General features: G+C 54.6%; 17 protein-coding genes. 10 read left to right on the top strand and 7 right to left on the bottom strand.

All coding sequences use genetic code 11. The features are described from left to right. Positions 1-28: 28 nt before the first annotated feature. The 4 genes from G462_RS0109915 to G462_RS22380 all read left to right on the top strand — a co-directional run bounded on the left by G462_RS0109915 (position 29) and on the right by G462_RS22380 (position 2,888). Positions 29-937, top strand: coding sequence for a LysR family transcriptional regulator (locus tag G462_RS0109915; protein WP_026958860.1), 909 nt, complete (start codon positions 29-31; stop codon positions 935-937). A 130-nt stretch (positions 938-1,067) separates the two neighbouring features. After that, entirely contained in the window at positions 1,068-1,619 is a 552-nt protein-coding gene (locus G462_RS0109910; RefSeq protein ID WP_026958859.1) for a hypothetical protein, read from the top strand. An 85-nt stretch (positions 1,620-1,704) separates the two neighbouring features. After that, positions 1,705-2,187 carry a GNAT family N-acetyltransferase gene (locus G462_RS0109905; RefSeq protein ID WP_026958858.1) on the top strand — a complete coding sequence of 161 codons (483 nt, stop codon included), beginning with the start codon at positions 1,705-1,707 and terminating at the stop codon, positions 2,185-2,187. Positions 2,188-2,285: 98 nt separating this feature from the next. Continuing rightward, positions 2,286-2,888 (top strand): hypothetical protein, encoded by a 603-nt coding sequence (locus tag G462_RS22380; protein WP_211234209.1) that lies wholly within the window; start codon positions 2,286-2,288, stop codon positions 2,886-2,888. 5 nt (positions 2,889-2,893) lie between these two features. Here the strand turns inward: G462_RS22380 and G462_RS0109895 are convergent, their stop codons facing one another. The 7 genes from G462_RS0109895 to G462_RS0109865 all read right to left on the bottom strand — a co-directional run bounded on the left by G462_RS0109895 (position 2,894) and on the right by G462_RS0109865 (position 11,202). Continuing rightward, positions 2,894-3,820, bottom strand: coding sequence for a DUF6963 family protein (locus tag G462_RS0109895; protein ID WP_026958857.1), 927 nt, complete (start codon positions 3,818-3,820; stop codon positions 2,894-2,896). Continuing rightward, the gene (locus tag G462_RS22375; RefSeq protein WP_051326660.1) at positions 3,820-5,646 is read right to left on the bottom strand and encodes an ABC transporter ATP-binding protein; all 1,827 of its coding nucleotides are present in this window, start codon (positions 5,644-5,646) and stop codon (positions 3,820-3,822) included. The genes G462_RS0109895 and G462_RS22375 overlap by 1 nt, the downstream gene beginning before the upstream one ends. After that, a complete protein-coding gene (locus G462_RS0109885) occupies positions 5,646-6,506 on the bottom strand; it encodes an ABC transporter permease (protein WP_026958856.1) in 861 nt (286 codons plus the stop codon). Before G462_RS0109885 ends, G462_RS22375 begins: the two co-directional genes overlap by 1 nt. A 4-nt stretch (positions 6,507-6,510) precedes the next feature. Beyond that, positions 6,511-7,434 carry an ABC transporter permease gene (locus tag G462_RS0109880; RefSeq protein WP_026958855.1) on the bottom strand — a complete coding sequence of 308 codons (924 nt, stop codon included), beginning with the start codon at positions 7,432-7,434 and terminating at the stop codon, positions 6,511-6,513. Positions 7,435-7,490: 56 nt separating this feature from the next. After that, positions 7,491-9,029: an ABC transporter substrate-binding protein gene (locus G462_RS0109875; protein ID WP_035477425.1), complete on the bottom strand. Its 1,539-nt coding sequence runs from the start codon at positions 9,027-9,029 to the stop codon at positions 7,491-7,493. Between the two features lie 328 nt (positions 9,030-9,357). Next, positions 9,358-10,194, bottom strand: a complete 837-nt coding sequence (locus G462_RS0109870; protein WP_026958853.1) for a MurR/RpiR family transcriptional regulator — start codon at positions 10,192-10,194, stop codon at positions 9,358-9,360. 90 nt (positions 10,195-10,284) lie between these two features. Further along, positions 10,285-11,202 (bottom strand): MurR/RpiR family transcriptional regulator, encoded by a 918-nt coding sequence (locus G462_RS0109865; RefSeq protein WP_026958852.1) that lies wholly within the window; start codon positions 11,200-11,202, stop codon positions 10,285-10,287. A 207-nt stretch (positions 11,203-11,409) separates the two neighbouring features. Between G462_RS0109865 and G462_RS0109860 the strand changes: the two genes are divergently transcribed. Genes G462_RS0109860 through G462_RS0109835 form a run of 6 tightly spaced genes read left to right on the top strand, consistent with a single transcriptional unit; the run spans position 11,410 to position 17,705 of the window. Then, positions 11,410-11,946 (top strand): TRAP transporter small permease, encoded by a 537-nt coding sequence (locus G462_RS0109860; protein WP_051326659.1) that lies wholly within the window; start codon positions 11,410-11,412, stop codon positions 11,944-11,946. Beyond that, complete coding sequence (locus G462_RS0109855; protein WP_035477423.1) at positions 11,943-13,226, top strand: TRAP transporter large permease; 1,284 nt, start codon at positions 11,943-11,945, stop codon at positions 13,224-13,226. The genes G462_RS0109860 and G462_RS0109855 overlap by 4 nt, the downstream gene beginning before the upstream one ends. Positions 13,227-13,240: 14 nt before the next feature. After that, on the top strand, positions 13,241-14,266 hold the full coding sequence (locus tag G462_RS0109850; RefSeq protein ID WP_035477421.1) for a TRAP transporter substrate-binding protein: 1,026 nt from the start codon (positions 13,241-13,243) through the stop codon (positions 14,264-14,266). A 49-nt stretch (positions 14,267-14,315) separates the two neighbouring features. After that, positions 14,316-15,542, top strand: a complete 1,227-nt coding sequence (locus G462_RS0109845) for a diaminopropionate ammonia-lyase (protein WP_026958848.1) — start codon at positions 14,316-14,318, stop codon at positions 15,540-15,542. Beyond that, the gene (locus G462_RS0109840) at positions 15,542-16,792 is read left to right on the top strand and encodes a Zn-dependent hydrolase (protein WP_026958847.1); all 1,251 of its coding nucleotides are present in this window, start codon (positions 15,542-15,544) and stop codon (positions 16,790-16,792) included. The genes G462_RS0109845 and G462_RS0109840 overlap by 1 nt, the downstream gene beginning before the upstream one ends. Next, on the top strand, positions 16,785-17,705 hold the full coding sequence (locus tag G462_RS0109835; protein WP_026958846.1) for an N-carbamoyl-D-amino-acid hydrolase: 921 nt from the start codon (positions 16,785-16,787) through the stop codon (positions 17,703-17,705). The genes G462_RS0109840 and G462_RS0109835 overlap by 8 nt, the downstream gene beginning before the upstream one ends. The last annotated feature ends 96 nt before the right edge of the window (positions 17,706-17,801 follow it).

Here is a 17,801-nt window from a genome sequence, read left to right as displayed (position 1 = left end):
CAAAACATCAGAAATAGTTATGTGTTAGATGTTCAAAGATATCGATCTAAACCTGTTAAAGGTGTTCGTTGCGGTCTACCGCCAGCAATCGATTACGCTGGCAGCAGATGCGCTGGATATGACCCAGCCCGGCGTGAGCGGCTTGCTTAAACGCTTACAGCAAAAGCTGGGAGTGCAACTGTTTGTCAGGCAGGGGCGTGGCATTGCGCCTACCCATCAAGCCCACGAGCTCGCCCGCCAAGTCGAACCGGCACTCACCCAAATCGACAATGCCCTAGAAGGCTTGGAAGGCTTTAGCACCGCCCATTCACGGCGTTTTGTGGTGTATGCCAGCGAACCGGTGATGCTAATGCTAATGCCACTGATTGAGGCCGATAACAGCTTGGGCAAGGTCAGTATCGAACTGCAACCCACCCAACTCAATGAAGAACAACTGCTGCAAAGCCTGATGCAACAGCAGGCCGATCTGGCCATCGACTTTGCCAGCTACTCGGCCCCATCGTTTTTCTCGGAGTATCTGTTCGACGATGCGATCTGTTTGATTGCCCGCGAGCAACACCCCCGAATCAGCGGACCGCTAGAGGCAGAGCAGTTCTACCAAGAGCGCCACATCACCGTAAAACTGCGCCGCGAAGATGCCTACTTGGCGGACTACTACACCGAGGAGCACCTAGACCAGCGGCAGATCGCAGCGGTGTGCGACTCCCTGCTGTCACAGATGTCGATGGTGGCAAACAGCGACTGTATTGCCATGACCGCCCGCAGCCTGGCCGACGCCTTCGCCGATAGTATGCAGATTCAGGTACTCCCCAGCCCCTTTACCAGCCTGCCGGTGCGCTACCGCCTGCTAACCCACAAACGGATGCGGCACAGCCCAGCCAATATGTGGCTGCGCAGCAAGCTAAAAGCCTACTTTGGGCAGCTGATTTCGCCTTAAAAGCGCTGGAAAAGTGGGCCAGAAAGCAACTACCGTTGAGTGCTAAAAATTTGCCCAAAAGTTGACTCAATATTCCCACAGAGCTGCCGACCCTAAAGCTAATGACGGAATAGTTATTAAGGATGTAGCTATGCAGCTCCCTAAACTTGGGCCGGGCGTCCACCTCAACACCCAAAAGCTGGAGCAAGCCATCAGCCAACGGCTTGAGCAGATGACGATCAATCAGAAGCTGAATATCGTTAACAAGTACGCTCCTGACACCACAACCAGAGACAACATTCAGCCCGGGCAATCAATCTCGGTGTTCGATGTTGAGCAAGAGGATCGCGAACACTATATGGGCTTGGAGACTCGGGAGATCCTCAGCAGCATCGATTACACCTACACCACCCGCAAAGAGCTCTACCTAACCCTATCGACCTTGGCAGATCGCGGGGTGATTACCGACCGCTCCGCCCAGGGGGTTATCAGTGCCATCAGCCACGACGAAAACTTAAACGATGATGTGCGCTTTAACTCGCTCAATTACGTGGAGAAACTGCTCAACAACCATACGGAAGTGGGCGATATCCGCCACAAATACATGCTCGAATCATTAATCGGCAGCAATAAGATGATGGATGCCTTGCACGACCGAGCAGTTGAGTTGCGACTGGAAGATGGGATTGACGAGTGGGTTTAACTCATTCTGCCGTTGTCTGAATTTGCCCAACCTGTGATGGGGATGCACAATACCCCTCCATTAACCGTTTTAAGCTCAAGCCCTTATGTCGCTACACATTCGCCCTATTCAAGCCAGTGATGACGTCTGTATCCAGCAAATCATCCTGCAAGTCGGTAAGGAGTTTGGCGCAATTGGCGAAGGCTTCGGCCCCTCCGATGCCGAGGTGGCACAGATGAGCCAACACTATCTGGCCGAGCAACGCAGCCGCTACTTTGTCGCCGAGCTAAACGGAAAGGTTGTCGGGGGCGGCGGCATCGCCGCGTTTAATCACAGCGCTGATACCTGCGAACTGCGCAAGCTGTTTATCTTGCCACAAGGCCGTGGCCAAGGAGTGGGTCGCCAACTCAGCCAAGCCTGCTTAGCTTTTGCTAGAGACCAAGGCTATAACCGCTGCTACTTAGATACCCTGAGCAATATGGACGCCGCGATTGCCCTCTATCACAGCCTTGGCTTTGAGCGGCTAACCCAGCCATTGGACGGCACCATTCACAACGGCTGCGATGTCGCAATGCTCAAGGTTTTATAGGCTTGAACAACCTACTCTAACGAAATATTCTTAATTTTTTTCAATGATTTATTCCGATAATGAAGGCTTACAGCAGAAGGGGTTTTCTACGTTTAAGCTTGACCGGCTTACTGCTGTCACAGCTTGGTTGCAGCAGCGCGCCCAAGCCCTCGCGTCAGTTTGCCTCAGCCAAAGCCAAGGTACATAACCGCGGCCGCGCTCCGGACGACTTCCTTAACCTACTGGTGGATTGGGCCCAAGACGCGCCCGATGAGATCTTTGCGGTTAACCCGCATTTCGATATCTACTCGGTAGTCGCACCACAGCTAGGCCCGTGGCGGAACCTCACCCATCGCAAGGCTGCCATGCTTGAGGTGTTGCGGGTATTGGGCGGCTTTGAGAGTAGTTGGGACTGGCAGGCCGGGCGCGATACCACTAACCCGAGCTCCAACACCGCATGTACCATGGAGGCGGGGATCTTCCAATGCTCCGGGGACTCAATGTATTTCGATGCCTCGCTCAAGCAGTTGCTGTACCAAGCACGTGGCAGCAGCGACTGCGACACCTTCCGCGACGAAACCCAGCGCAACCCACGCTTCGCCATCGAATACTGCGCCCGCTTGCTGCGCTTCACCGTAAAACACCACGGGCCGATTAAGCGCCGCGAGATTAACCCGTGGTTAAGCAAAGAGGCGATGGCCGAGTTTGAGCGCTATCTATAGCAAGACTACGCCACTACTTCGCAGTTCAAACTCAGTTGCTCTGCCCCGTCTTTTCCCTGCTCGACACACAAGAACGAAATACGCCCATGGGTGCAAACCACATAAGGTTCATCAGCGGTCATCCCGTACAGGCCCTGCGGGTTGTAGACTTTGGTGCCCTTTAAAAACAACGAGCCTTCGTAATAGGGAGCAAAACAGCGCTGGTCATTCAACTCTGCTCGAATGACTTGGCCAGCTGCGTCTACAAATAGCTTGTTGGAAGGCGCCACTCTAAGCTCAGTGTCGGAGTTAAGACAAATCGCTCCCAGCTCTTGCTCAGGTCTTGTAACCGAACCAATGATAAAATCCTTCACCAATTCAGCAGGCGCAATGGAGTTCATAGTCAACGCTATTGAACACGTTTTGGTGCACACTAAACCGGCAGCGGTATCATCTCTTTCGCTGAGCATGGCGCAGTCTTGTTGATACAGCCCCCCCAGCTTGTCGATGGCGACAAAGCCTGCATCCAAGTCTGGATGCTCTGCTAAAAGGCCATCCAACTGCTCGGCGTTGATTCCACGATCTTGTATCTCACTTAACAGCCGTTGGTTAAGCGCCTCACCACTTGAGATAAGTAGCTGCGGGAAACGGTGGCCGCTGACAATATTGCCCTGCTCGTCCCACGCTAAGAAGCGCGACAAGGGCTCTGGCCGCCATGCCCCCGATGAGATAAGCCCTATCCGTTGACTACCTTGCAGCTCAGCCACGCGCCCTTGCAGCGCCGTTACACCACCATTCTGGGTATCAAAATAGTGCGGCTGATTGTGTTCATCGAACACCACCATGGTGACGAATCCGCCAATTGCGCCGCCAGCAAACTGCTCAGCGCGGGACAACGCATCAACAACTTTCAGCGCGATGTTTGGCCCATCTGCAACAATACCAATGGTCATCAGGCCACATCCTCCGTTACATCGCTTGGCGCAACCGCAGCGCTGTCATCAGCCACATAATGTTCACCAATTGAGGTGATGTTGGTCATGTTATGGCGAGGAATTTCTTCAAAAATAGAGCGCACCGGACTCGGAATTTCTGAATTGTTCAGGGGTCGGTTGAGCAAGCTGGCCTTGGTAGGATCCGCCACTGGCACCGCCTCAAGCAGGCGTTGGGTATAGCTATGCTGTGGGCGGTTTATCACGCGTGCCGTGTCGCCCATCTCAACAATTCGCCCCATGTACATCACCGCCACGCGGTCGCTTATCTGCTCGACAACGGCTAAGTCATGGGAGATAAACAGCAAGCTGATCCCCAGCTCTTGCTGCAACGATTGCAATAACTCGATGACCTGAGCCTGCACGGTGACATCGAGCGCAGACAAACACTCGTCGGCAACAATCACCCTTGGCTCACAGGCAATGGCGCGCGCAATGCAAATCCGCTGGCGCTGCCCGCCCGAGAACTGATGCGGGTAGCGCGTCATATCATCGGCACTCAAGCCAACCCGCTCAAACAGTTCGCCAACGCGTTGTTTGCGCTCGGAATCAGAGCAGATATCAAATAATTTTAATGGCTCCTCCACCAATGCGCCCACAGTTTTGCGCGGGTTTAGCGAGGCAAAGGGGTCTTGGAAGATCATCTGAATTTGCTTGCGTAAGGGGCGCATCATACTGGCGCTCCAGCCGGTAATGTCTCGCCCCCGAAAGCGTATTGCCCCCGCACTGCTTGGCACGAGGTTGAGTAGCGCTCGACCCAAAGTCGACTTACCGCTGCCACTTTCACCAACCAAGGCCAAGGTTTCCCCCGGAAATAGCTTCAAGCTGACTTGCTCAACCGCGTGAACCCGTGAGCGAACGCGATTAAACAGCCCTTCTCTTACATCAAACTGCACACACAGATCCGCCACATCAAATAAAGGAACTGCCGCATCATTCTCTGCAATCGTTGCTATCGGCTGTTTCGCACTGCTGCCTAGCTTAGGCACTGAAGCCAGCAATGTTTGGGTGTAAGCCTGCTTGGGCTTGCTGAACACTTGCTGCACGCTACCGGCTTCCACAAAGTCGCCACGCCGCATCACCAGTACCCGATCAGCCGCCTCGGCCACCACGCCCATATCATGGGTGATCAGCATCACGGCGGTGTTGTACTGGGTTTTGAGGGTATTTATCAGCTTGAGGATCTGCGCCTGAACCGTCACATCCAAGGCAGTGGTCGGCTCATCGGCAATCAGGATGCGCGGCCGGCAAGCCAATGCCATCGCAATCATCACCCGTTGGCGCATACCACCAGATAACTGATGGGGATACTGCGCCATGCGTTTACGCGCTTCGGGAATACGCGCTTCTTGTAGCATGGAGACGGCGAGTTCAAAGGCCTCACTGCGTGATAAAGGCTGATGAGTCAGGATCCCTTCCATTAACTGCTCACCAATACTAAGCACTGGAGTCAGTGCGGTCATCGGCTCTTGGAAGATCATCGCGATATGGTTACCGCGTACCTTGCGCAATGACTGATCGCTCAGGCTCAGCAACTCTACCTGTTCGCCTTGCTTACTCAGCATGGCTTGCCCACTCACATCAGCGCTGCCCGCTGGAAGTAAACCTAGCAGAGCCCGAGACATAACACTTTTACCCGAGCCCGATTCGCCCACTACCGCCAACGTCTCTCCGGCTAGCACGTCAAAGCTCATTGCCTTGACCACCGTTTTAACACTTGCTCCCTGTTTAAAAGACACCGACAGATCTGCGACCGACAGTACAACAGGGGATTGAGTCTCAGCCATTACGACTCTCCTTTGCGGCGAGGATCCAGCACACTACGTAGCTGCTCCCCTAGTACATTAAACAACAACACAATCAGCACGATACAACCGCCTGGAATCATCAATAGCCAAGGGGCTCGCTGGAAGTAGTTCTTACTGCTGGCTAACATCGCTCCCCACTCAGGAGAAGGCGGCTGGGCACCTAGGCCAAGATAGCTCAGGCCAGAAGTGGCGAGGATGGCATTCGATAAACCAATGGTGGCAACCACCAGCATCACTGGCACCACATTTGGCAGAATATGCACAAACAGTACTCGGAAATGGCTAGCGCCCAAGGCGATAGTGGACTCGACATAGACCTGCTTTTTTTCAACTAACACCGCGCCATAGCAAACTCGCGCATAAAACGGGATGGCGGCAATGCCGATTGCCAGCATGGCGTTTTCCAAACTCGGCCCCAGCACGGCAACTAATGACAACGCAATCACAATCTCGGTAAAGCTGAACAACACATCCATGCCACGCATTAGCAGTTTCTCAGGCCAGCCGCCGCAGTAACCGGCTATCAGTCCAATCAACATGCCAAATCCTAGCGATACGCCCACCGACACCAAGCCCACCATTAAGGTCAAACGAGTCCCCATCAAAATGCGACTGAAGATGTCTCGGCCAAACTCATCGGTACCAAACCAATGCGCCCAACTCGGTGGCGAAAGACGGGGACCGCTGGCCATCACCTCAAAATCATAGGGGCTGATAAGCGGTGCCAACAGCGCCACTATCACGAGGGCAGCAACGATGCCCAGCAATACGGCTAGCCTGCTTGGTCGCCAAGTTAAACGCCCGGCGCTAAGCGAGGGGGTTTTGATCACCTGTTCCATGGCTCTACTCCTGCCTAATACGTGGATCTAAAAAGGCATACAGCAGGTCCATTGCCACCGACACCAACACAACAATCATTGAGAAGCACAACACAAAGCCTTGAATCAACGGGTAGTCCCGCTGGAAGATGGCTTGAATCGCCAACCGCCCCACCCCGTTCCAGCTGAATACATATTCGATCACAATCGCGCCCCCCATCATGTAGGCAAACTGCATCCCTAGTACCGACACGATGGGAATCAAGCCTGAACGCAGCGCATGACGCAGCAATACCTTGGGCTTAGATAAGCCTTTGGCACGTGCGGTGAGCAGGTAGTCCTGAGCGAATACATCTATCATGGTTGAGCGCACTATCCGGCCAATCACCGCCGCTTGGCAGGCCGCCAAGGTCACCGCGGGCAGAACCAAACTACCTAGCCCCTGCCCCGCTACTGGAAACCAGCCTAACTCAACGGAGAATAACGACAGTACAATTAGTCCCAACCAAAATGGCGGTACCGATATTCCTACCACAGTGCCCGTCATCAGCACCTTATCTGGCCACTGCCCTTGTTTGTAGGCGGCTATAAAACCGGACACGCCGCCGAACACAATGGCTAGAGTTAGCGCGCTCAAGGTCAACAGCAACGTATTGGGCAAGCGCAGTAACAGCAGCTCCGCAACCGATTGCTGGCCACGAATGGTGACGCCCATATCCCCTTGCAGCAGCTTACCCATATAGATGATGTACTGATGGATGATAGAGCGATCCAGCCCCAGACTGTGGCGGATCTGCTCTAGCTGCTCAGGGCTAGTCGTCGCCGATTGAGCGTACATAATCTGCACCGGGTCGCCCGGCACTAGGTGAATCAAAAAGCAGATAGCCAGAGTAGTGATCCAAACCGTCAACGCGGCACTCATTAGTCGCTGCAGCAGGTAGGTAGTCATAAGGTCTCCTCATTGCCGGGCGGGTAGCCCGGCAGCACACATCATTAGCAGCGCGCTTAGTTCACGACCACATCGGTAAAGATGGGTTGGTTAAACGGTTCAAACTTGAGCCCAGAGACGCTGTCATTCACGCCGTATAGCCACACCCACCCCGGTGTGTAGATAGGCACATGCACTGCCTGCTCAATAAGATAAGCCTGTACTTGCTGCACAATCTCCAGCCGTTTTTCAGGGTTGGTTTCCAAACGGGTTTGCTTGAGCAGGGCATCCAACTCAGGCGAGTTGTACCCGTCGTAAGCGCCGGGCGAGTGCCATAGCTGATAGAGAATGTCTGGGTCGTACCAAGACCAGCCCATCAAGTCCATCGAGCCCTTGCCTTCGGTGATATGGTTTTCCTGTTTTACCCGCGCATTTAACGAGCCGATATCCATAATTTCGATAGAGACTTCAATCCCAACTTGCTTAAGCTGGCTTTGGAATACCTGTAGCAGTTTGTCGCGGCTGCCGTCGGTCCAAGTCATGATCTTCACGTCCATCGGATTGCGCTTGTCGTAGCCGAGTTCGGCGAGCAGCTGTTTCGCTTTAGCGGGGTCGTACTGATAGCCAATGCGCTTACAGTAGTCTTGGTCATTGCCCATCACGCCACGCGCCACGGTGCAATGCTCGCGCTCTACCAGCCCCTCAAACACAATGTCTAGGGCCATATCCGGGTCAATCGCATAGGCAACAGCTTGGCGCGCGCGAACATCGTTAAACGGTGGGCGAGACACGGCAAACTCGATAAACACATTTTGCCCGGTATTAGGCGCGGAAAGCAGGTTCAAGTGAGGGTGGTTTTCGACTACCGAAACGCTCTCCAACGGCGGCTCGGCGATATGTACCTCACCGGTTTGCAACGCTGCCAGACGGGCCTGCGCTTCAGGCATAACCTTGATGATCAGCTTGTCCATTTTCGCGGGGCCAGCGTTTCCAGCCATACGGCCGTGATTCACGTAGGCCTCGTTGCGCGCTAACTCAATACGATCGCCTTTGATCCACTGCACCAACTGCCAAGCGCCAGTGCCAATCGCGGTAGTACTGCCAAAGGAGGCCAGCGACTGCTCATTGGACTTGCAGATCATGCTAGCGAACGGGTCAGCCATAAAAGGAATAAATGCGCCGAAGGGTTCACTAAAACTAAAGCTAACAGTTTGCGCATCCACAGCGTTTACCGACTCGATGGGACCCCACGCACTTTGGGTGTTGCTTGGGTTCGTCTCTGAAAATGCGCGCTGATAGGTATAGATAACATCTTCAGCAGTAAACTCACTGCCATCATGGCACTCGATCCCTTCATGTAGAACAAAGGTGACTTGCGTACCATCGTCACTCACCCGGTAGTCTTTGGCTAAGTTGGGGCCAATGTTACCCTCAGCATCGCGCGCCAGTAAGGGCTCATAGATCTGATTCCACACCTGCATTGACAGGGTGGATGTGGTGCGGTGAGGGTCAAGGCTATCTATATCGCCATAGCGTGCCCAGATAATGTCATTGCTCGCCATCGCCGGGCCTGTTAGCAGCCCTATAGCAATCAGCAAAGAGAGAGATTTGGTCATCTTTTGCGTCCTTTTCAATATCGAGGTTCCTGCACCTAACATTGCAACAGCCATACCCAGATGATTAGTTTTTCAAAAACCAATCATTTATGGCATTTAAGGATCGCTTTTGATGAATTACATGAAAGTTAGTGCGTTCAGTTCGTCTTACATCAAGCTATCACTCTGACAGAAGTACAGTAATTGCACTAAAACTGAGCAAGGCTAGCACTGTAATGAAGCACTAGAGCTTGTTTATGTTTATGTCGATGCCGCCCCTGCACAGTCTTTTCCTTGCCTGATTGGCCTAGAAATCGCTGCAAAAACAAACATGAAAGATAAGCAGGCCCTAGCCATTCCACTCATCGTGAAGACTTTCAATAAAGTACAGACGCTTAATAGCAGGTTCGCCCAACACCCCACCAACCTCTGCGCAAAGATGGTTAATCAAGCTGATACCGGCAGTGCCAGAATCAAACATGTACATGCCCCGACTGCGATAACGCAGCATCGACACACCAGGCAAAGACTGAACGGTTTCACCGCTAATCAATACTATGTGGGCGCCTACAGCCTGCCCTGAGGCAATGATCTTAAGATCGTCGGGAGAGAGGCGGCGCTGGGCAAACACCATAATGACATCAGATTCCGAGATGGAAGCAAACTCCTCAGCAACCGGAAACCCTGACAAAGGAATCATCCGAATATCAGATTTCACCCTTATCAGTAGTGAACGTGCGTAGTGGGCCATCGCATAGTCATCATCAAAGCCCACCACCCACAGTTTATTGGCCGCCACCAGCTGTTGGACGATGGTGTTGAGCAGGTCTTGATCGAGCCGCTCGTAGGTATGCTGGATGTTTTCTTGCTCGCTACTGAGGTGCAGCTGGGTGTGCTTTTTTAGGTTACCCGCCGCATAACGGGCAGTAAGTCGGGCCTCTTGTTGCTGATTCGAGACATTGATATCGCCCGACTCCTTGAGGGCATGCTTAAAATGCTGGTAGCCGAGCCGCTTAATAAAACGCGACACAGTCGAGACACTCACCCCCGCCAGCGACGCCAGCTCACCCGCACTGTAGTTTCGTAGCAGCGGACCTAAGCGCAACATCGCTTCAGCAAGAGCACGCTCACGTCGCGAAAGCTGTTCTTCAATCACTCGAATTCTGGCTTGCAGGTTACTTTTCATAAGCTAACAACTTGTCATTTTTGACAAAAACTAAGAAAGAACCGTGCCAGATGCTCAATAGCGCTAGCTCGTAGTCAGCCTAGTAAGAGACTAAAGCTTGCCGGGATGCTTCACATGCACGCCATTGTCGTGCAGCTCAGCCAGTTGCTCGTGCACGTTTTCGATGCGACGTAGCCGATCTAAGGCCTTGTCATCGAGCTCCAGCGCGGTGTTCACTAGCAAGGTCATCACACTCATGGCGCTGCTGTAAGAGTCAAAGGCGGAGGTGCTGTGCAAAATGCACGGGAACTTCCAGCGCACCCGTTTCTCCAAACTGGCTGCAGTGGGGTCGGCAATCAGGGCCACAGTGGCCCCTTGCTGCGCGGCAAAGTCGATGGTTCGCTCCAGGATGGCGGTGCGTCGACGCATGCCAATGGCAATCAGCAGGTCGCCTTCTCCCAAGTCGAACAACTCTTCAGCCACTGACTGGGCAGGGCCGGGGTGGAGCGTAACGTCACCCCGCAGCAAGCTGAGCTGCCGTTGGAAGTACTCGGCTAAAAAACGACTGTTGCGGTAGCCCAGCACCATCACCCGCTTACTGCTGTGAAAGGCCTTGGCGAAATCGCGCAGGCTGTTGGGGTCGATGCCTTCCAAGGTGCGCTGCAAGTTGGCCAGCTCGCGCTGAATATGGCCATCGATGATCTGACTGCTGTTCTTTGGCGTGTCGCTGCTGCTTTGTGCATGGCTTTGGTAGAGCGGAGCGCCCCACTTTTTCGCCTCACGGGTTTGCCGCCGGGCATCGTTGTAATCTTTGTAGCCGATCCGGCGAAAGAAACGCGACGCAGCAGCGTTGGAGGTATTGGCCAACTCACACAGCTCAGAGGCCGAGTAGTCGGTGATATCACCGGGAAAGTTCAACAACAGATCGGCCAAGCGCTTTTCAGAGGGCGGAAACTCATCATAGTAACGGCGCACCCGCGCATCCAATAACTCTTCTGCTAGCTGTTCATCCAACGATGCTTTAGACAATCTCAGTTCCTCTTTTCTTCCGACCTTTTTGGCGACCTTTAGATCCACTCTGCTGCATGGCAGCTTTATTGATTTATGCATCAAAGGTAAGTGATTTTCAATTTAAATTATGCATGAAAATTTCTTTTCAAAAAACCCTTGCACCACTGAAAATTAATTTTTAGGATTATCGCTGTTGATATTTAATTTTCACCCAGGAGGGGAGAAATGCCCGTCAGTAAAGACGTCAATCTGGCATTTGTAGAAGGAGAGGCGTTAAGCATGCTGACCCGCTTTCGTCAGGCCGCAGCTGCGTTAAACACGCTGACCGAGTACCTATGTGCCCTGCTGCTGGGCAGCATGGTGCTCATCGTATGGCTCGGCGTGGTCGACCGCTACTTCGTTGGCCTACATATCACCTGGACCGAAGAGCTGGCCCGCTACTTGATGATCTGGGCTGCCTTGTTGGCGATGTCCTGCGGAGCGAGTCATCGCGAGCACATTGGCTTTACCCTGCTACGCGATCGGCTGCCAAGTAGTGCTGCCAAGCTGGTCACCCTGCTCACCGACCTGATTAGCATCGCCTTCTTTGCCTATCTGTTTATCTATGGCTGCAAGATGACCGCCGATGGCGTGCATCAATACGCCACCATCTTTGGTATGTCGATGTTTCTACCGTTTGCCTCGGTGCCGGTAGCGGCCGCACTGACCATCGTGCAACTGCTGGCCGCCATGTTGTCACCCGCTAGCGAGGCCCACTCATGATCCTCACCGTTGTCTTGTGTTTCTTTGTATTGCTGCTCACCGGTATGCCCATCGGCTTTATTCTCGGGATTGCCGGGGTGGTAGGCCTGTATGGGATCGGCGGTGATTACATGATGGTGATGGGGGCCAAGCGCTTCTTTGAAGGCTTGGATCTGTTCACCTTTATGGCTATGCCGTTTTTTATCTTGGCGGGCGAGATCATGAACCGCTCGGGAATCACCGTGCGCCTGATTCAATTTGCGGAAGCCCTGGTCGGTTACCTACGTGGCGGCTTGGCTCAATCGAATATGTTGGCCTCGGTGCTATTCGCCGGTATGACCGGTGCTGCCGTCTCCGACGCCGCCGCCTTTGGCAACACCTTGGTACCGGCGATGGTGAAAAAGGGCTATAACCGCCCCTTCGCCTGTGCCGTGACAGCCGCCGGCTCAATCATTGGGCCGACCATTCCGCCTTCTAACCTGATGGTGATCTACGGATCCTTAATGGGAGTGTCGATCTCAGGTCTGTTTGCCGCGGGGATCATTCCCGGCCTGCTGATTGCCGTTACCTGTATGGCGATGATCGCCGCCTTCGGCCGCCGCTGGAAGCTCCCCAAAGATAAACGCGGCCCAAGCCTGCGACATATCCTAAGCAGCTTCCGCTCCAGCCTGCTGGCGATCATCATGCCGGTGATCATCCTTGGTTCTATTTTGGCCGGGATCACCACCCCCACCGAAGCGGCGGCAGTGGCGGTGGCCTACGCCCTGTTTGTGGGTACGGTGATCTACCGCAACATCAGCCCTAAAGACCTGCTGGATATGCTGGTGCGCACCGCCAAGATTACCGGCGTGGTGTTCCTGATTATCGCCTCGGCCTCGATTGTCGGATGGTGGATGACCTTCAACCAGATCCCGCAGATGATTGCCGACTTGTTCCTTGGCATCTCCAGTGACCCGGCGATTATCACCCTGTTGATCCTACTGATGCTGATCACCATCGGCATGTTTATGGATATCAACGCGGTGCTAATCATCTTAGCGCCAGTGCTGGTGCCGTTGACTACTGCCATTGGCATGGACCCTATCCACGCCGGGATCATGATCATCCTGGCCCTGAATATCTCTTTGATGACCCCACCGGTGGGCGCTTGCCTGTTTGTGTTGTCATCGGTCACCGGCGAGAAGGTAGAAAAGATCAGCGTTGCGCTGTGGCCCTTCTTGCTGGTGCAACTCACGGTACTGATTTTGATCGCTTTTTGGAGCGGTTTAACCCTAACCATTCCTCGTTATCTTGGTTTCTAAAAGGAGCTTGACCCATGACACTATTTAAAACCGCTGCGAAGTACACCTTGGCAGCCCTACTGGCCAGCAGCTGCCTGGTAAGCCCAGCTTTTGCCGCGAAGACCCTGAAACTGCACCACCTAAACAACAACGACCCGTTTGATAACCCGACCGGTGCGATGGCTACCGTATTCAAAAGCTTGGTGGAAGCGGGAACCAACGGCGAAGTGGAAGTACAGCTGTTCCCTAACTCCCAGCTGGGTAAAGACAGCGAGGTGATCTTCCAAGTGAAAGCCGGGGCGATCCAATCGGGCAGCCACTCGGCGGGCGGTACAGCAGCAGCCTACCCGCTGATCGGCGTGTTAGATGTCCCCTTCGCCTACCCTAATATCAGCTCGACCTATGAAGTGTTCGACGGTCCCTTTGGCCAGCAACTAGCAGAAGATATCCATGCCAAAACCGGCATCAAGGTACTGGGCTTTGGCGATTCAGGCGGCTTCTTCGCATTGACCAACTCTCGCCGTGAAGTGCGCTCGCCAGAGGATATGAAAGGCCTGAAGATCCGCACCATGGGCCTCGATTCACATAAAGCGGTGATTCAATCACTGGGCGGACAGCCCGCCGCCATCGCTTGGTCTGAGGTGTATACCGCACTGCAAACCGGCGTGGCCGATGGCCAGATGAACCCCGTGCCAATCATCTCCTTCGCCAAGTTTGCTGAAGTACAAGAGTACCTGACGCTAACCGGCCACCTGTTCACCCCTTACGTGTGGACCATCAACGATAAGTTCTACAACTCACTGACACCAGAGCAGCAAGAGGTGATCAACTATGCCGCCCGCTCGGCGATCACCGCAGGCCGTGGTATGGCCCGTGCGATTGAAGCCTCTGACCGTGGTCTGGCCCAACTGCAGCAAAGCATGAAGGTCTACACCCCAACCGCCGAGGAGCGTGAAGCCTTCCGCGCCGCCTCTCAGCCGGTGGTGAAGCAAGTGATTGTTGATAAGTACGGCGAAGAAGGGGAAGCGTTGATGAATGCCTTCCTGGCCGCCCTGCAATAAAACCGATTAAGCGAGGGCCGCTCGGCCCTCAAGCTGTAACGAGGATAGAATGAGTTTTCAGATTACTCCCGGGTTTGAGCTGGTTGCCAACCCACAAGTACTTGCGCCTGCAGCGCTCGGCAAGCCCCAGCAAGCCACACTTAGCCCCGCAGGCTTTGCCAAGGCCAAACAAGAAATCACTAGTTGGCCGGGCTATCAGCCCACGCCGCTGATCGCCTTGGACCGAGCGGCTGACGCCCTCGGCTTGGGCCAGATCTACTACAAACATGAAGCTGACCGCTTCAATCTGGGCAGTTTTAAAGCACTGGGCGGCGCCTATGCGGTGGCCAACCTACTCAAGCGCGAGCTGGCCAAGGCTGGATTGTGCGACGAAGCCAGCTACCAAGATCTTACCTCTGGCAAGTATGCCGAGTTTATCTCAAAGGTAGCGGTAACCTGCGCCACCGATGGCAACCATGGCCGCTCAGTGGCCTGGGGCAGCCAGCTGTTTGGTTGCCAGTGCATTATCTACATCCACGCCACGGTGAGCGAAGGCCGCAAACAAGCCATTGAAGGCTTTGGCGCGCAGGTGGTGCGAGTGCCGGGCAACTACGACGACGCGGTTCGCCAAGCCGACGAAGACGCGAAAGCGCTGGGCCGCTTTGTGGTCTCAGACACCTCCTACCCCGGCTATCTGGAAGTGCCCAAGGATGTGATGCAGGGCTACACGGTGATGATCGATGAGGCCATCGGCCAGCTGCCTAAGCAGCAAGCCCCCACCCACTTGTTTGTTCAAGGTGGCGTTGGTGGATTGGCCGCCGCTGCTGTGGCTCAGCTATGGCAGCACTTTGGCGATGCCCGCCCGCATTGCGTGATCGTCGAGCCCGACAAAGCCGATTGCCTCTATCAGAGCGCCCGCAAGGGCGAACCGGTGGTGGTGCATGGCGAGCTGGATACCCTGATGGCCGGCTTGGCCTGTGGCGAAGTGTCACTGCTGGCTTGGGACATCCTGCGCGATGGTGCCAGCCATTTTATGACAGTCAGCGATGAGAGCGCGGTGGATTGTATGCGCCTGTTGGCCGACAACTCGGCCTGCTCCAGCCAAGGCATCGAGGCTGGCGAGTCGGCAGTAGCTGGTTTAGCTGGGCTTATCTTAGCTTGTCAGGACCCAGCGGCGCGCCAGCAACTGCAACTGGATCAACACAGCCGGGTACTGCTGATTGGCAGCGAAGGCGCCACCGATCCCGAGCTCTACCACCAGCTGGTAACCCAAGCCTTGCAACAGGAGCAGAGCTAATGGCCGACTCACTCCAGATTAACAGCGAGCGCTTATGGCAACGCCTGCAGCAGCTGGGTGAGTGTGGCGCCCTGCCCGGTGGCGGCGTCTCCCGCTTAGCACTGAGCAAAGATGACCAAGCCGGCCGTGACTTGGTAGTGTCTTGGATGCAGGCCTTGGGCCTGACAGTGCACACCGATGCCATCGGTAACGTGGTGGCGGTGCTGGAAGGAAAGAATCCACAGTCTTGCGTGATGATGGGCTCGCACATCGACACCGTCTCCACTGCGGGCTTGTTTGACGGCAACTTAGGGGTACTGGCAGGGCTTGAGGTGATCGAGACGATTATCGAGCAAGGCACACTGCCTGAGTGCTCGTTGGCGGTGGCCTTTTTCACCAACGAAGAGGGCTCGCGCTTCGCACCGGATATGATGGGCAGTGCGGTATTTAATGGCTCACTGCCGCTGGAGCAAGCGCTGGCGACCCAAGGCATCGATGGCGCAACGGTCAGCGATGAGCTTGCCGCCATTGGCTATCAAGGCGGCGCGCAGTTTGCGCCAGTGTCTGAGTGGGTTAAGGCCTTTATCGAGCTACATATTGAGCAAGGGCCGATCCTCGACCAGCAAGGCGTCGATATTGGCGTGGTCGAGGGAGTACAAGGGATCTCATGGCAGCAAATCACCCTTAAAGGCCAGTCCAATCACGCCGGCACCACCCCAATGGCCTATCGCCATGACCCGGCAGTGGCGGCCATGCAGTGCATCAACTTTGCCCACAACTTAGCCAGTGCCAACGAAGGGCAGTTGGCCACAGTGGGCTCGCTGGAACTCAAACCCAACCTGGTGAATGTGATCCCGCATACTGCGAGCTTCACTCTGGATATGCGCAACAGCAATGAGCAGCAGCTAAGCGGGGCAGAACGCGAGGTCGATCAACAACTGCAAGCGCTCGCCGAGCAGCATCAGCTGAGCTACTCCAAAACCTCGCTGGCACGCTTTGAGCCGGTGCCTTTTCACACCGGCTTAGTCAGCCGTATTGAACAGCTAAGCCAAGCTCAGGGCTACAGCACCCAGCGCATGTATTCCGGTGCGGGCCACGACTGTCAGATGTTTGCCCCGCACTGCCCCAGCGCCATGATCTTTGTGCCAAGCATCGCTGGCATCAGTCACAACATCGAAGAATTCACCTCACAGCCACAGATTGAGAAAGGCGCCAATGTGCTGCTCAAGCTGGTGATGGAGCTAAGTAATAAGGATATTGATTATGTCTAGAATTTTGGAGGTTGCGGTTGCGCAACTTGGGCCAATTGCCCGTGAAGAGAGCCGCGCTCAAGTGGTTGAGCGCCTGTTAGCCCTACTGCAGCAAGCCAGCCAGAAAGGCTGCAACTTTGTGGTGTTTCCCGAGCTGGCCCTGACCACCTTCTTCCCACGCTGGTACTTTGACAACGAGCAAGAGCTCGACAGCTACTACGAGCGGGAAATGCCGAGCGACGTAACACGCCCACTGTTCGAGGCAGCCGAACGCTTGGGCGTGGGCTTCTACCTTGGCTACGCCGAGCTGGCAGAAGAAGACGGCCAGACCCGCCGCTTTAACACCTCGATCTTGGTGGATGACCACGGGCTGATCGTTGGCAAGTACCGCAAGATCCACCTGCCCGGCCATACCGATCACGAACCATGGCGGCCCTTCCAGCATCTGGAAAAACGCTACTTCGAGGTGGGCAACCTCGGCTTTGGTACCTGGGACTTTATGGGCGGCAAAGTAGGCATGGCGCTATGCAACGACCGCCGCTGGCCTGAAACCTACCGGGTAATGGCATTGCAAGGCGCTGAGATGATTGTACTGGGCTACAACACCCCACTGCACTACCCGCCTGTGCCACAGCACGACCACCTGCAGAACTTCCACAACCATGTGGTGATGCAATCTGCCGCCTATCAAAACGGCTGCTGGATTGTTGCCTGTGCTAAAGCGGGCAAGGAAGAGGGCTGCGACCTGATTGGCCAAAGCTGCATTATCGCTCCCACTGGCGAGATCGTCGCCCAAGCCTCCACACTGGCCGATGAGCTGATCGTCGCGCGCTGCGATTTAGAGCGTACCCGCGAGATCAAAGAGAATATCTTCAACTTTGATCTACACCGGGCTCCCAAGGAATACGCCATCATATCTAAAGAAAAAGACTAGCTAAATTAGATCCTTAGCAGAAATATAACGACAAATTTGCGGCACTAGAAGAGCAAAACCCTGTAGAGTAACGACAACGGAATCGTCACAACAATT

Origin of the sequence: Aliagarivorans taiwanensis DSM 22990, assembly GCF_000429505.1 — a bacterium.
GTDB lineage: Bacteria > Pseudomonadota > Gammaproteobacteria > Enterobacterales > Celerinatantimonadaceae > Aliagarivorans > Aliagarivorans taiwanensis.
Note: the sequence above shows the minus strand (reverse complement) of the source record. Positions and strands in the feature narration are given on the sequence as shown.

Bases quoted from the DNA above. Each gene is read 5' to 3' on its own strand.
- G462_RS0109915 (WP_026958860.1), top strand. From the start codon at position 29: ATGTTCAAAGATATCGATCTAAACCTGTTAAAGGTGTTCGTTGCGGTC.
- G462_RS0109910 (WP_026958859.1), top strand. From the start codon at position 1,068: ATGCAGCTCCCTAAACTTGGGCCGGGCGTCCACCTCAACACCCAAAAG.
- G462_RS0109905 (WP_026958858.1), top strand. From the start codon at position 1,705: ATGTCGCTACACATTCGCCCTATTCAAGCCAGTGATGACGTCTGTATC.
- G462_RS0109895 (WP_026958857.1), bottom strand. From the start codon at position 3,820: ATGACCATTGGTATTGTTGCAGATGGGCCAAACATCGCGCTGAAAGTT.
- G462_RS22375 (WP_051326660.1), bottom strand. From the start codon at position 5,646: ATGGCTGAGACTCAATCCCCTGTTGTACTGTCGGTCGCAGATCTGTCG.
- G462_RS0109885 (WP_026958856.1), bottom strand. From the start codon at position 6,506: ATGGAACAGGTGATCAAAACCCCCTCGCTTAGCGCCGGGCGTTTAACT.
- G462_RS0109880 (WP_026958855.1), bottom strand. From the start codon at position 7,434: ATGACTACCTACCTGCTGCAGCGACTAATGAGTGCCGCGTTGACGGTT.
- G462_RS0109875 (WP_035477425.1), bottom strand. From the start codon at position 9,029: ATGACCAAATCTCTCTCTTTGCTGATTGCTATAGGGCTGCTAACAGGC.
- G462_RS0109870 (WP_026958853.1), bottom strand. From the start codon at position 10,194: ATGAAAAGTAACCTGCAAGCCAGAATTCGAGTGATTGAAGAACAGCTT.
- G462_RS0109860 (WP_051326659.1), top strand. From the start codon at position 11,410: ATGCCCGTCAGTAAAGACGTCAATCTGGCATTTGTAGAAGGAGAGGCG.
- G462_RS0109855 (WP_035477423.1), top strand. From the start codon at position 11,943: ATGATCCTCACCGTTGTCTTGTGTTTCTTTGTATTGCTGCTCACCGGT.
- G462_RS0109850 (WP_035477421.1), top strand. From the start codon at position 13,241: ATGACACTATTTAAAACCGCTGCGAAGTACACCTTGGCAGCCCTACTG.
- G462_RS0109845 (WP_026958848.1), top strand. From the start codon at position 14,316: ATGAGTTTTCAGATTACTCCCGGGTTTGAGCTGGTTGCCAACCCACAA.
- G462_RS0109840 (WP_026958847.1), top strand. From the start codon at position 15,542: ATGGCCGACTCACTCCAGATTAACAGCGAGCGCTTATGGCAACGCCTG.
- G462_RS0109835 (WP_026958846.1), top strand. From the start codon at position 16,785: ATGTCTAGAATTTTGGAGGTTGCGGTTGCGCAACTTGGGCCAATTGCC.